The sequence below is a fragment of the Lachnoclostridium sp. An118 genome (genome assembly GCF_002160985.1).
Taxonomy (GTDB): domain Bacteria; phylum Bacillota; class Clostridia; order Lachnospirales; family Lachnospiraceae; genus Claveliimonas; species Claveliimonas stercoravium.
Genome location: NZ_NFLQ01000017.1, coordinates 1 through 12,591, shown reverse-complemented (window position 1 = coordinate 12,591; position 12,591 = coordinate 1). Strand labels below are relative to the sequence as shown.

15 protein-coding genes are annotated in these 12,591 nt (G+C 55.4%); 14 read left to right on the top strand and 1 reads right to left on the bottom strand.

Annotated elements, in window-relative coordinates; translation table 11 throughout:
* The first annotated feature begins 14 nt into the window (after positions 1 to 14).
* From B5E62_RS16955 to B5E62_RS13060, 4 genes are read left to right on the top strand one after another with little or no spacing between them, the layout of a single operon-like run.
* Positions 15 to 173 (top strand): hypothetical protein, encoded by a 159-nt coding sequence (locus B5E62_RS16955; RefSeq protein WP_162610310.1) that lies wholly within the window; start codon positions 15 to 17, stop codon positions 171 to 173.
* Positions 170 to 1,021, top strand: coding sequence for a Cof-type HAD-IIB family hydrolase (locus B5E62_RS13070; RefSeq protein ID WP_087174987.1), 852 nt, complete (start codon positions 170 to 172; stop codon positions 1,019 to 1,021). Before B5E62_RS16955 ends, B5E62_RS13070 begins: the two co-directional genes overlap by 4 nt.
* Positions 1,018 to 1,761: a peroxide stress protein YaaA gene (gene yaaA, locus B5E62_RS13065; protein ID WP_087174986.1), complete on the top strand. Its 744-nt coding sequence runs from the start codon at positions 1,018 to 1,020 to the stop codon at positions 1,759 to 1,761. The genes B5E62_RS13070 and yaaA overlap by 4 nt, the downstream gene beginning before the upstream one ends.
* Before the next feature lie 5 nt (positions 1,762 to 1,766).
* Positions 1,767 to 2,132, top strand: coding sequence for an MGMT family protein (locus B5E62_RS13060; RefSeq protein WP_087174985.1), 366 nt, complete (start codon positions 1,767 to 1,769; stop codon positions 2,130 to 2,132).
* On the opposite strand, the gene B5E62_RS13055 is transcribed toward B5E62_RS13060, so the two are convergent.
* Positions 2,129 to 3,031 carry a DegV family protein gene (locus tag B5E62_RS13055; protein ID WP_087174984.1) on the bottom strand — a complete coding sequence of 301 codons (903 nt, stop codon included), beginning with the start codon at positions 3,029 to 3,031 and terminating at the stop codon, positions 2,129 to 2,131. The two genes, B5E62_RS13060 and B5E62_RS13055, sit on opposite strands and share 4 nt — an antisense overlap.
* Before the next feature lie 499 nt (positions 3,032 to 3,530).
* On the opposite strand from B5E62_RS13055, the gene B5E62_RS13050 reads away from it, so the two are divergent.
* The 10 genes from B5E62_RS13050 to B5E62_RS13010 all read left to right on the top strand — a co-directional run bounded on the left by B5E62_RS13050 (position 3,531) and on the right by B5E62_RS13010 (position 12,387).
* Positions 3,531 to 6,599, top strand: a complete 3,069-nt coding sequence (locus tag B5E62_RS13050) for a SpaA isopeptide-forming pilin-related protein (protein WP_143468870.1) — start codon at positions 3,531 to 3,533, stop codon at positions 6,597 to 6,599.
* Between the two features lie 4 nt (positions 6,600 to 6,603).
* Positions 6,604 to 6,843: a hypothetical protein gene (locus tag B5E62_RS13045; RefSeq protein WP_087174982.1), complete on the top strand. Its 240-nt coding sequence runs from the start codon at positions 6,604 to 6,606 to the stop codon at positions 6,841 to 6,843.
* On the top strand, positions 6,830 to 7,369 hold the full coding sequence (locus B5E62_RS13040) for a prolyl-tRNA synthetase associated domain-containing protein (protein WP_087174981.1): 540 nt from the start codon (positions 6,830 to 6,832) through the stop codon (positions 7,367 to 7,369). Before B5E62_RS13045 ends, B5E62_RS13040 begins: the two co-directional genes overlap by 14 nt.
* Positions 7,370 to 7,453: 84 nt before the next feature.
* The gene (locus B5E62_RS16950) at positions 7,454 to 7,627 is read left to right on the top strand and encodes a hypothetical protein (protein WP_162610309.1); all 174 of its coding nucleotides are present in this window, start codon (positions 7,454 to 7,456) and stop codon (positions 7,625 to 7,627) included.
* A 116-nt stretch (positions 7,628 to 7,743) separates the two neighbouring features.
* Positions 7,744 to 8,007, top strand: coding sequence for a DapH/DapD/GlmU-related protein (locus tag B5E62_RS13035; RefSeq protein ID WP_330398132.1), 264 nt, complete (start codon positions 7,744 to 7,746; stop codon positions 8,005 to 8,007).
* 222 nt (positions 8,008 to 8,229) lie between these two features.
* Positions 8,230 to 9,222, top strand: a complete 993-nt coding sequence (locus tag B5E62_RS13030; RefSeq protein WP_087174980.1) for an SPFH domain-containing protein — start codon at positions 8,230 to 8,232, stop codon at positions 9,220 to 9,222.
* Positions 9,223 to 9,250: 28 nt separating this feature from the next.
* Positions 9,251 to 9,442 (top strand): hypothetical protein, encoded by a 192-nt coding sequence (locus B5E62_RS13025; protein ID WP_076779246.1) that lies wholly within the window; start codon positions 9,251 to 9,253, stop codon positions 9,440 to 9,442.
* 124 nt (positions 9,443 to 9,566) lie between these two features.
* Positions 9,567 to 10,262, top strand: coding sequence for a response regulator transcription factor (locus B5E62_RS13020; RefSeq protein WP_087174979.1), 696 nt, complete (start codon positions 9,567 to 9,569; stop codon positions 10,260 to 10,262).
* Positions 10,249 to 11,304 carry a sensor histidine kinase gene (locus B5E62_RS13015; protein WP_242957924.1) on the top strand — a complete coding sequence of 352 codons (1,056 nt, stop codon included), beginning with the start codon at positions 10,249 to 10,251 and terminating at the stop codon, positions 11,302 to 11,304. Before B5E62_RS13020 ends, B5E62_RS13015 begins: the two co-directional genes overlap by 14 nt.
* A 132-nt stretch (positions 11,305 to 11,436) precedes the next feature.
* On the top strand, positions 11,437 to 12,387 hold the full coding sequence (locus tag B5E62_RS13010; RefSeq protein ID WP_087174978.1) for a D-alanyl-D-alanine carboxypeptidase family protein: 951 nt from the start codon (positions 11,437 to 11,439) through the stop codon (positions 12,385 to 12,387).
* Positions 12,388 to 12,591: the final 204 nt, after the last annotated feature.

Here is a 12,591-nt window from a genome sequence, read left to right as displayed (position 1 = left end):
CATGGCAGTTGAAAATGGAGAGTGGGTCCCCCACGGTGCAGACTGGGACAGCCCGGAGCGGGAAGGTGGCATACGGAAAATTCTTCAACAAGAAGGCCGGATACCGGAGCAAGAAGATCATGGACCTCTTTGGGGAGAGGAATACAGACAGAACAAAGGAGAGCAGACTATGAAGATCACAAGCATTGCCCTGGACCTGGACGGGACCACGCTGAACAGCCGGGGCGTTCTGAGCGAAAGAACGAGGCAGGCTATCGAGAAGGCGCTGGGGAGAGACATCTGCGTCATCCCGGCCAGCGGACGCTCCTTTGACTCCCTGCCCGAGGAAATCCTGCATATCCCCGGGATACGCTATGCCATCACATCCAACGGGACTGCTGTGGTGGATGTGCGCACGGGAGGGTACCTGCGGAAATTTTCGCTGACAGAGGAGTCAGCGGAGAAGATCCTGGACCTCATGAGCGGCAGGGATGTGGCCTTTGAGGCCTTTATAGACGGAAAGCCCTATGCCCAGAAGGAATATGTGGAAGACCCGGTGCGGTTCGGAGCCATGCCGGCAGCCATCGGCTATATCCAGAGGACCCGGGAACCGGTGGAGGATATGGAGGCATTTATCCGGGCACATGGGAGAGCCGGGAAGCTGGACTGCCTGGATGTGGTGGTAAAAGGGGAGGAGAAGAAGCACAGCCTGTGGCGTCTCCTGGAGCGGGATGTGCCGGATATCTATGTGACCTCCTCTGTGCCCCAGCTTCTGGAGATTTCCTACAGAGATGCAGGCAAGGAGTCGGCGCTCAGGTTCCTGCTGCAGTATCTGGGGCTGGAGCAGGCGGAGTCGGCGGCTTTCGGAGACGGGGACAACGACAGGGGGATGCTGGCATTTGCGGGGATCGGCATTGCGGTCGCCAACGGGTCACAGGGCTGCCTGCAGGCGGCGGACCACATCGCCGGCTCCAACGATGAGGACGGCGTGGCGGAGGGGATTGAGTGGCTCCTGGCCATGCAGAAGGAGGAACAGCCATGAAGATCATTATCTCACCAGCAAAGAAGATGAAAAGCGAGCCGGACCTGTACCCCTGCAGCGGGCTGCCGGTCTTTTTAGACAAGACCCGTGAGCTGGCAAAGTGGATGAAAAAGCTGACCTTCCAGGAGGCGAAGGAGCTGTGGAAATGCAATGACGCTATTGCCCGGGAAAATTATCAGCGCTTTCAGAGTATGGAGCTGGAGAAGAACCTGACGCCGGCTATCCTCTCCTACGAGGGGATCCAGTACCAGTATATGGCTCCGTCTGTATTTGAAGGGAAGGAGATTGCCTATATCCAGGAGCACCTGTGTATACTCTCGGGATTTTACGGCGCTCTGCGGCCTCTGGACGGGGTCACGCCCTACCGGCTGGAAATGCAGGCAAAGGCAGCAGTTGCCGGCACAAGGGATCTCTATGAGTTCTGGGGAGATGCAATCTGCCGGGCGGTGACGGCAGGGGAGGGGACTGTCCTCAACCTGGCCTCCAAAGAGTATTCGAAATGTGTAGAAAAGTATCTGAGGCCGGAGGACCGGTTTGTGACCTGCGTGTTCGGTGAACTCAGTGACGGGAAGGTACGCCAGAAGGGAACCCTGGCCAAGATGGCCCGGGGTGAGATGGTGCGGTATCTGGCGCAGACAGGAGCCAGGGAGCCTGAGGACGCCCGGGGATTTGACCATCTGGGATACCGGTTCAGGGCAGACCTTTCCGGACCGGCGGAATATGTATTCATAAAGGAGTAGGAAAAGTGGATTTTTATCAGAGGGCCGGCATTGTGTGCAGAAGCATTCCCAGGGGAAAAGTGGCCTCCTACGGACAGATAGCTCTTCTGTGCGGAAAGCCGAAAAACGCCCGGCAGGTAGGGTATGCGCTGAACAGAGGGAAGCTGGGAGAGGATGTGCCAGCTCACAGGGTGGTCAATGGAAGGGGCCGGCTCACCGGAGCGGCGTCCTTTGATACATTTGACATGCAGAAAAATCTTCTGGAGGGAGAAGGGGTGGAGGTTTTCCGGACCAGGGACGGCTGGCAGGTGGACATGAAGCGGTTCGGGTGGAGACATACCCTGGAGGATGCGGAAGGATTCCGCACCCTTTTCCGTGAGATGGGTATTTAGAGCCGGCTCTTTTGGATCACGCCGAAGCCAATGGAGTAGGGGCCTGCGTGGACACCGATGGTGGCGCCGATTTGAAAGAGGGGAAGGTCGGGGGCCTGGTCAAATTCCGAAAGGAGCCGGGATTTTGTCAGAGACCGGAAGCGCTCCGCCTCCTCCCGGTCATAGCCGTAGCCTGCCAGGATGTGGCAGTCTGATGGAGTCAGGTCGTTATCTCTCAGGTAGGAGACGAGGAGGTCCACCACGCCCTCTATGGACCTGCGTCTGCCCCGGCGGATGCCGGAGGAGTGGATTTCCCCGTCCTGCAGCGTGATGAGCGGCTTGATCTGGAGAAGAGTCCCCGCTATGCCTGTCATTTTGCCGATGCGTCCGCCGTGCTGTATGTAGTCCAGGCTGCCTACAGTGAAGAGGATGCGGGCGGTGCTGCGCAGCTCCGACAGGACGGAGGCTGCCTTTTCCAGTGTGTACCCTGCGTCCCGCAGATGGCAGGCCTCCAGCACGTAGGCGCTCTGCATCAGGGTGGCGCAAAGAGAGTCTTGAACGATGACCGGGATGTTCGGGTACTCGTTTTCCAGCATCCTCTTTGCAATCTGGGCAGACTGCATGGAGGAGCTCAGCTTTGTGGAAATGCAGATGCACAGGATAGGCTTCCCCTCCCTGGCGCAGGACGCGAAGGCCTGATAAAAGTCTTCGGGAGAGGGGGCGGCAGTCCTGGGGAAATGCCCGGGCTCGTCCACCATTTTCTGATAGAAGTCTTCCAGTCCGATCTCCACGCCCTCTTTTTGATAGGTCTGCCCATCGAAGGAGACCAGAAAATGGACAATGTGAATATGTTTTCTTGCGGCCTCCTCCGCGGGCAGGTCGCAGGAACCGTCGCTGACGATCGCAAATTTTGTATCCATGGAAATCCCCCTTTACTGTTATCGGTCATGCTGCCCTTATCATAGCATAAATTCGGGAAAATGTCAGAGGACTCCCTGGATGCCTGTCCGGACGATGATGGCGGCCATGCCGGCGCCCACAATGACAACTTTTCTTTTTTCTGCTTTCATTTATTCAGTCTCCTTTCCGCTTTTATGTATTTATATTTGCGGGGAATGTCTGACGCTCTTAGCTTTCCGCTGTGAAGAGGACTTCTATTCAGGATATAAAAAATATTTATAAATCTGTTTTTCTCTTGCATTTTCGAGAAGGCTATGTTAACTTTGTACGTATAGGAAAGCAGTTCTGCAGTTCTTATTTATCATTTATTTATTCTATCTACTTGATCAGGCGTTTCGCCGGACGATTACCAGTAAATTTACAGATCCAGCTGTGATGGGAGGTGGTCTGCAATAAACATTTTTTTCTGACAACAGGTATTTTATAGAAAAACGGAGGTAAACATAATTGAAGAGGGTTTTGAGTGTTACGTGTTGTGTTTTGTTTTTGTTTGCAGCCCTTTTGTGCAGTGCCGCATTCCAGTCCCGGGCAGAGGAGGACAGTCCCGATGGAGGACCGGAAGAAGGCGGCCAGATCAGCTGGATGCTGGGGCGTGACAGTGAAAGGAAGGAGACAGACCGGTATGGAGTGGCAGAGGGAGGCGTTATGCCCCGGTCCGCTGTGGGTTCTCTGTGCACCATCTCTCACGGTGCCAGTCACAGCTACGGGAGCTGGTTCACAAGGGAGTTCTATGTGGAAGCTGAGACAGGAAATTACACGGGATACTGTGTGCAGCCCATGAGCCCGGCCCCGTCGGGAACCTATCAGGTGTCCAGGCTGGACAACGACGTGGTCAAGGCCCTCCTGATGATGGCGCCGGGGTATGCCTATTATGACCCCTACGGCATTATCCTGTTTGCGGGGGACAACAATGCCTACGCCTACGCCCATGCGGCCCTCAGCTATGCCTATGAAGGAAGCCTCACCGGCCTGAGCGCCAGCATGCAGGCCGGCGTGAAAAATATGGTCCACTATGCCACTGCCGCCGTGCAGGGCTCCTGGGCCCCGGAGGTCCACGAAAATCTGGACCGGTATCAGGTGTACATTGCCTACAATGACCAGCAGGATATTGTCTGGCTGGAGGAGCAGCCAAAGGGAGATGTGCAGCTGCAGAAGGTGTCCGCACAGACCGACATAACGGAGGGAAACTCCTGCTACAGCCTGGAGGGGGCTGTGTACGGCGTGTACACAGACGCTGGATGCACGGCTCAGGCAGGGGAGCTGGTGACAGATGTATCCGGGAAGAGCGGGATGTTGTCCGTCAATGCGGGGACTTACTATGTAAAAGAAAAGACATCTCCCAGAGGATATGCCCTGGACGGGACCGTGTACAGGGTGGATGTCCAGGCAGGGCAGACAGCCCAGGTGAGCGTAAGCGACATTCCCCAGAAAAATCCGGTGGAGGTGCTGCTGAAAAAATATGACGGGGAGCTGGATTTCCAGGAGGAGGGGAATACGCCTCAGGGGGCGGCCTCCCTGGCGGGAGCGGAATTTACCTTCCGGTTTTACCCGGGAGACTATGACAGCCTGGAGAAGCTGGAGGGAGTGAGCCCCGCAAGGACCTGGGTGTTCCGAAGCGATGACAGGGGATTTGTGTCCACGAGGGAGGAGCATTTTGTGGAGGGTGACCCGGTGTGGCGGGATGGAAACAGTACATTTTTCCTTCCTCTCGGCACAGTGACGATCCAGGAGACAAAGGCGCCCCGGGGTTACAATCTGAACAGTGAGACGCGGCTGGTGCGCATCACGCCGGAGGGGACGGGTGAGCAGATACAGACATACCAGATCCCGTCCTTTGAGGAGGCTGTGATACGGGGAGACCTGGAGCTCATCAAGGTATACCAGAATGAGGAGGAGAAGGAGGATGTGCTGGCGGGCATCGAGGGAGTGGAGTTTGCCATTACCTCCAGGACGACAGGGCAGGAAATCCTGAGGATCGTGACAGACCGTGAGGGGAAGGCCACCACCAGGAGCGGGGACTATCCAAGGGGAAGGCTGGTGTACGACACCTACGTTGTGACGGAGACGAAAACGCCGGAAGGGTACAATCCCATAGAACCCTTTGAGGTGGAGATCTCGGAAGAGAACGTGACAGTCAGCGGCATATACCGGCAGGACACGCTCATCACCAGCCCCATCCAGGTGCTGAAGGTGGACGCCTCCACAGGAAAGGTGATCCCTGCCGCAGGGACAGAGTTTCAGCTGCTGGATGCGGACAGGAATGTGGTGACCATGACAGCCCGCTACCCGGAATACCAGGTGTATGAGACCTTTGTCACAGACGGGGAGGGGCGTTTTACATTCCCGGAAAAGCTGAAGTACGGGACCTACTATCTGCGGGAAGTGAAGGCGCCGGAGGGCTACCTCCTGAACGGGGAGGAGCTGTCCTTTGCCGTGGAGGAGGACAAGGACTGGGAAGCTCCCCTGACTGTGCGGTTTGCCGATGAGAACGCTATGGGCAGGATCAGCATTGACAAGCTTGAGAAGGGAAAAGAGGAATCTCTGGCAGGCGCAGAGTTTGAGATACGGGCGGCGGAGGATATCGTGACGCCTGACGGGACCGTCCGCCTGAAGAAGGGGGAGCTGGCAGGGACTCTGACCACAGGAAGTGAGAGGGTACTGTCTGATGAGCTGTTCCTCGGGAAATATACGGTCCGGGAGACAAAGCAGGTTCCTGGATTTGCCCTCCCGGAGGAGACCTTCCAGGTGGAGCTGGCGTATAAGGACCAGACGACTCCCGTGGTGGAGGAGCAGCTCACTGTCTATAACGAGCCGACTTCCCTTGTGCTCCTGAAATATGAAAAGGGGGCGGAGGAGAAGACAGCCCTGGCAGGCGTCAGGTTTAAGGTGTGGCTGAAACAGGACGAGGCTGTGGAAGAGGGGCTTGTAGACCCCGGATACACGCAGGAGGAGATTTATGTGACAGATGAAGAGGGAAGGGTCGAGATCCCTTATCTTCTGCCGGACAGCACCTACTGTATACAGGAGGTGGAAGCCCTGTCTGGCTACATTCCCGACGGGACAGTCCGTGAGGTCTATGTGGATGCCAATGGACGGATAGAAGGCGAGGCCGTCTGCGTGATGAAATTGGAAAACGATTACACGAAGCTGCGCATCTCCAAGCTGGACGGGGGAAACCGCCAGTGTCTGCCCGGGGCAGAGTTGAAGCTGGAGAGAATTCTGGAGAGCGGAGAAAAGGAGATGGTGGAGAGCTGGATTTCCGGTGAAGAGGAAAAGAAATTTGACAGACTGCAGCCGGGAGAGTACGTGCTGACAGAAGAAAAGGCGCCGGAGGGCTATGAGAAGGCGGAGCCTGTGAGCTTCTCTCTACAGGAGACGGGAGAAGAGCAGAGGGTGGAGATGGTGGATCAGCCGCTGGTGAAGGCGCCAAGGACAGGAGATATCTCTTATATTCCGTGGCTTGGAACGGCGCTGGCCGGCTCCCTTGCCATGATGCTGTGGGCGCTGCGTAGAAGGAAAAGGAAGTGACAGGATGGATTACTGTGTGATCTGCGGAAGGATCGTCCCGGAGGGGACCCATGTGTGCGTGAACTGCAGGCATGCTGTACTGGGCACTTCGATGGGCACTGAGAGCGAGACAGGCGTTGTCATGGAAGAAAAAAGTGGATATAATAAGAAAAGGAATGCGGATGGAAAAGTCCCGTTCCGGAGCCATCAAAAGGAGCCATACCAGGATACAGGACGAAGGAGTGAGAGCAATGCAGATATATGAGGGACGCCCGGCCCGGACGGCGGGCAGACAGGAAAAAGAACTGAGGGTCTACGAGCTTCTGGATGGACTGGGGATTTCCTATGTCCGGGCCGACCACGAGGCTGTGATGACTATCGAGGCCTGCAGGGAGGTGGATGAGGCGCTGCAGATAGAGATATGCAAGAACCTGTTCCTGTGCAACCGTCAGAAGACGAACTACTATCTTCTCGTCATGCCGGGCGGGAAAAATCTGCAGACAAAGGAGCTCTCGCCTCAGATTCCCTCATCCAGGCTGTCCTTTGCGTCCGGGGAGGATATGGAGAAATACCTGAACGTGACGCCCGGGTCTGCCACCATCATGGGACTGATCTTTGACCCGGAAAACAGGGTCCAGCTCCTGATAGACGAGGATGTGCTGGGGGAGGAGTATTTCGCCTGCCATCCCTGCGTCAACACGTCCAGTATCCGTCTGAAGACAGGGGATGTGCTGGGGAAATTTCTGGAGGCAGTGCACCACGACTACATAACGGTAAAGCTGAGCAGATAGGTTTATCAGGGACAGCAGGTATACACCGCCCTATTCCGGTATAGACTGTAAAAAACAGGACTTGCCGGAAAGGGGATGTGCAGGATGGAGGAGACATACCGCCAGGCCGCAAAGGATGAAGTGCTGCTGGAAAAATGTGTGCTGTGCGGGCGCACAGTTCCGGTGCGCAGGGACAGTCATATTACAGGCAGAAGGTATTATGTGGAAGGGGCGGGACAGCTCTGCGCCAGGTGCTTTTACGAGCTGTATCACGATTAGATGGCCTTTTATCCGTGGAGAGTGTAATGCTGTGACTGATATACAGAGAAGATAAGGAGGAGGCTTACAATGGCGGAGCAAATGACACAGAGAGAGAGGATGCTGCCGGGCATCCGGTGCATCCCGAGACCCGGTGCACAGAGTGGGAGTACGCCATGGAGGTGAAGATTGGGGACCGGGTATGGATCGGCGGCAGGAGTGTGATCAATCCCGGAGTGACTATTGGGAATGACTGTGTCATCGCGTCTGGCAGCGTGGTCACAAAGGATGTGCCGGACGGCGTGATCGTGGGAGGAAATCCGGCAAAGGTGATCCGCCGAATCACGGAGGAGGACAAAAAGTACTATTTTAAGAAGCTTCCCTATGACAGGGGAGTGTAGACAAAAAGGCGGATAGAAGGCCTATGGCCGCGGGTGGGAGACATGCAATCTCCTGCCCGTTTCTGCTTTTCAGGATGCAGTTCCCCGGATGATGCAGTTTCCCGGATACAGGATAAGGACAGTGAAGGCAATCTATTGACAGCTTCTGTGATGGGTGATACTATGATGATATCAAAATGATATCATAACAAAACGCTTTCATCAAAGAAGGGGGAAAAGAGTATGAGCAAAGAGAAGATCAGGCAGGAGAGAATACTGAACCCGGTCAGCGGGTATCTGATGCTGCTTGTTGGAATCCTGGGAATGGTCGCGGGCATTGCCGTCATGGTCATCGGATTTATGGCCGGCAGCAGGAGCGGGAACGGCGCGCTTGCCGTTGGAGGTGTGATACTGGGACTCCTCATCCTCGTTGCGGCTATCATCTTACTGTGCGGGCTGAAGGTCCTCAATCCAAACGAGGCCTATGTGTTCACTGTGTTCGGCAATTACTATGGGACGCTGAAAAAAGAAGGGTTCTACTGGGTCAATCCCTTCTGCTCCGCCATCAATCCGACAGTAAAGTCGGCCCCTGTCGTGGCGGCGTCAGGCAATGGGCGGTCCGTCTCCGTGTCTGTGGGAGACAAGGAAAAGAAAGTTTCCATGCGGACAATGACGCTGGATAATAAAAAGCAGAAAGTCAATGACCTGCTTGGAAATCCCGTGGAGATCGGAGCGGTAGTCATCTGGAAGGTGGTCAATCCCACAAAGGCAGTCATCAATGTGGAGAACTACAAAAATTATCTGTCCATCCAGTGCGACTCCATCATCCGGAACACAGCCAGGCAGTACCCCTATGATATGAGTGAGGGGGCAGATGAGAAGTCCCTGCGTGGCAGCAGCCAGGAGATTGCGGACATCATGAGCAGAGAGCTGCAGGAGAGGACGGAGGATGCAGGCATCAAGATACTGGATGTGCGTATCACCCACCTTGCCTATGCGCCGGAGATCGCGTCAGCTATGCTCCAGAGACAGCAGGCGGCGGCCATCATCGATGCCAGGCAGAAGATCGTGGAGGGAGCAGTAGGCATGGTGGAGATGGCCCTCTCCAGGCTGAATGAGAAGGACATCGTGGAGCTGGACGAGGAGAGAAAGGCAGCCATGGTGAGCAATCTCCTTGTAGTCCTGTGCGGAAACAAGGACGCGCAGCCCATTGTGAACAGCGGAAGCCTGTATTAAAATGACAGAACGGTAAGAAAGGAGGGGGATGCTTTTGGAAAAAGAAAATAAAGCAGCTGATAAGTCCAAGGTAAAAAAGCAGGTGCCCCTCCGGCTGTCAAAAAAGCTGTACGATGAGATCGCCCAGTGGGCGGAGGACGACTTCCGCTCCATGAACGGGCAGATCGAGTATCTCCTGACAGAGTGCGTGAAGCACAGGAAGGGGAAGAAGGATTTATAAAATCTTAAGATTTTGCAAGGAAAAGATTAAAGTCTTCCTGCTATCATGAAGGTACCATTTCCCACAGGAGGTGGTACCTTTCCTATTGTTTTATTTATGGGAGAGCAGGAAGGAGAGAAGTCTTATGAATGAGAGGATCTTAGTGGCAGACGATGAACCGGAAATCGCGGATCTCGTCTGCCTTTATCTGCAGAATGAGAACTATGAGACAAGAGTGTGCTATTCCGGGCAGGAGGCGCTGGAGGAGGTCCGCCGGGAAAAGCCGGACCTTGCCATTCTGGACATCATGATGCCGGGAGTGAGCGGGCTCACTGTCTGCCGGGAGATACGGAAAAAAGATACGTACCCGGTTATTTTCCTCACCGCAAAGGGGGAGGAGATCGACAAGATCAATGGCCTGGCACTGGGGGCGGACGACTACATCACAAAGCCCTTCCGGCCCCTGGAGATGGTGGCCCGGGTAAAGGCCCAGCTGCGCCGCAGTAAGAAGTACAATTGTACCGGGCAGGAGGAGGACCTGCTGGTCCGGGGAGGCCTCACCCTGAATGTGCGGACCCACCAGTGTACCCTTGGCGGAAAGGACCTGAAGCTGACGCCAACTGAATTCTCCGTGCTGGAGATCCTGTGCCGGAAGAAGGGCAGCGTGGTCAGCTCTGAGGAGCTGTTCCACGCCATCTGGAAGGACGAGTATTACAGCAGGAAGAACAATACCATCACTGTACACATCCGGCATCTGCGGGAGAAGATGGGGGACTCTATTGACCATCCAAGGTATATCAAGACAGTCTGGGGGTGCGGTTATAAAATTGAAGAGCAGTAAAAAGTACTGGAAAGCGGCGGCAGGGGTTCTTGTGTCCCTGCTTGTGCTCTATTTTCTGTTTGATTTTGTGGACTATGTCTGCAATGGCGTGTTTGTGGAGTGGTTTACAAGAAATTTTGTCACCTCTGTGCCGTCCTGGTATGATCCCCAGACAGGGACGACAGTCATGCGGGAGGAGATCTTCTGGCCTTCCCTGAAAAATTTCATCTTCTGGGGTATGGCCGTGGTGGCTGCGGCCGTCATTATCCTTGTCTTTGTTTTTACAGAGAGAAATACAGTGAAGATCCGGCGGGAGGCCCAGGAGAGCATGGACAGCATGAAGGAAGAGCAGAAGAGGCAGGCCCAGGTCATTGAGGACGAGATGAGGAGGAAGGATGACCTGATCGCCTATCTTGCCCACGACCTGAAGACGCCTCTCACCTCGGTCATCGGATACCTGAGTCTCCTTGATGAGGCGCCGGATATGCCGGGAGAGCAGCGGGGAAAATACCTGCACACGGCCCTCTCCAAGGCGGAGAGGCTGGAGGGGCTGATCAACGAATTTTTTGACATCACCCGGTATAACCTCCAGAAAATGCCCCTGGAGAAGCGGCGGGTCAACCTGTGCAGCCTCCTTGTGCAGGTGACGGAGGAGCTCTATCCCATACTTGAAAAGCATGGAAACAGAGTGGAAAATGAGGTGGATGAGGAGGAGTACATTTACGCCGACCCGGAGAAGATGGCCCGGGTCTTTAACAATCTGCTGAAGAATGGGGCGGCCTACAGCGACCGGGATACCCCCATTAAGATATGGACCCGGAGAAAAGGGGAGGAGATTGCCATTATTTTTGAAAATACGGGGGTCACCATACCCGGGGAAAAGCTGGAGATGATCTTTGATAAATTCTTCCGTCTGGACGAGGCCCGCGGAGGAGAGTCGGGTGGGTCCGGGCTGGGGCTTGCCATTGCAAAGGAGATCGTCAGCCAGCACGGCGGCAGCATCGCCGCCCATAGCCAGGAGAGGACCACCAGGTTTGAGGTGCGTCTGCCCGCCTGGTGTTAGGCGCGGCTGCGGAAAAATCCTTTCAGATGCTCACAAAGTCTTAATCTTTTCTTAGTGATCAAACAATTCCATATTAAAGTTCCGCTCTCCCTTCTCTGGTAGATTAGGATCCAGAAGAAGGGAGAGAATGCTATGGACAGAAGAAAGAAAAAGCTGCGGGGACGCGGGAGAAACCGGCTCGCCTTTATCCTGCTGGCTCTGATGCTGATCTTCATATGGCTTGGAGCGAGAAATTATATGAATATGGAGGGGCTGGGATTTCCTGGCTCCGGGGACGGAGGACGGCTGTCCGCCTGCCTGGAGGACCTGCACAGTACATCGGCGGCTCTGGTGGATGCCGGGACCGGGGAGAAGCTGGGGGCATCCGGCGGGAGCAGGCGTATCTATCCGGCCTCCATGACAAAGATCATGACTGCCGTGGTGGCGCTGGAGCATATCTCCGGCCTGGATGAGACCATCACCATGCCGGGAGATTTCTACGGACAGCTCTATGAGGAGAACGCGTCCATGGCCGGGTTTGAGCCGGGAGAGGAGGTATCCTGCCGGGAGCTCCTCTACGGTGCGCTCCTTCCCTCCGGAGCGGAGTGCTGCATGGCCTTTGCGGAGAAGATTGCAGGCGGCGAGAGCGCCTTTGCGGAGATGATGAATGAAAAGGCACAGGAGCTGGGGATGCGGGGCACTCATTTTACCAACTGTACCGGGCTCCACGACAGACGGCACTACTCTACGGCGGAGGACATGGCCCGGCTTGTGGTGTATGCCCTGCAAAATGATGTCTTCCGGCAGGCCTTTACCAGCAGGTCCTACACCATGGCGTCCACTGCCTTTCACCCTGGAGGATTTACCGTGACAAGTACGCTCTTTGCCAGCCTTTCAGACCCGTCTGTCCCGGGAGGTGAGATCCTGGGAGGAAAGACCGGCTACACGGAGGAGGCGGGCCTTTGTCTGGCAAGTCTGGCAGTGGTGAACGGGAAAGAGTATGTCCTTGTGACGGCCGGGGCTCCGGGGGACCACCAGAGCGAGCCCTATCACGTGCAGGATGCGGTGAAGGTGTACGGGCGGATCGGAGAAAACGCGGAGTAAAGACCAGACTTCTACCAGGGGTAGCAACCAGATTTAAATTTCAATTTTCTATTGCAGTCCAAAGTGGATTATGTTATTCTGAATGTGTCAAGGCGGCGCTCCTGCCGCCTGGCATATATCAAGTGTACCGCACAGCGGATGCGGCGCATCTTTCTATTCGGAGCCTGATTTCCAGGCATGACCCGACCATTGCACAACTGAACA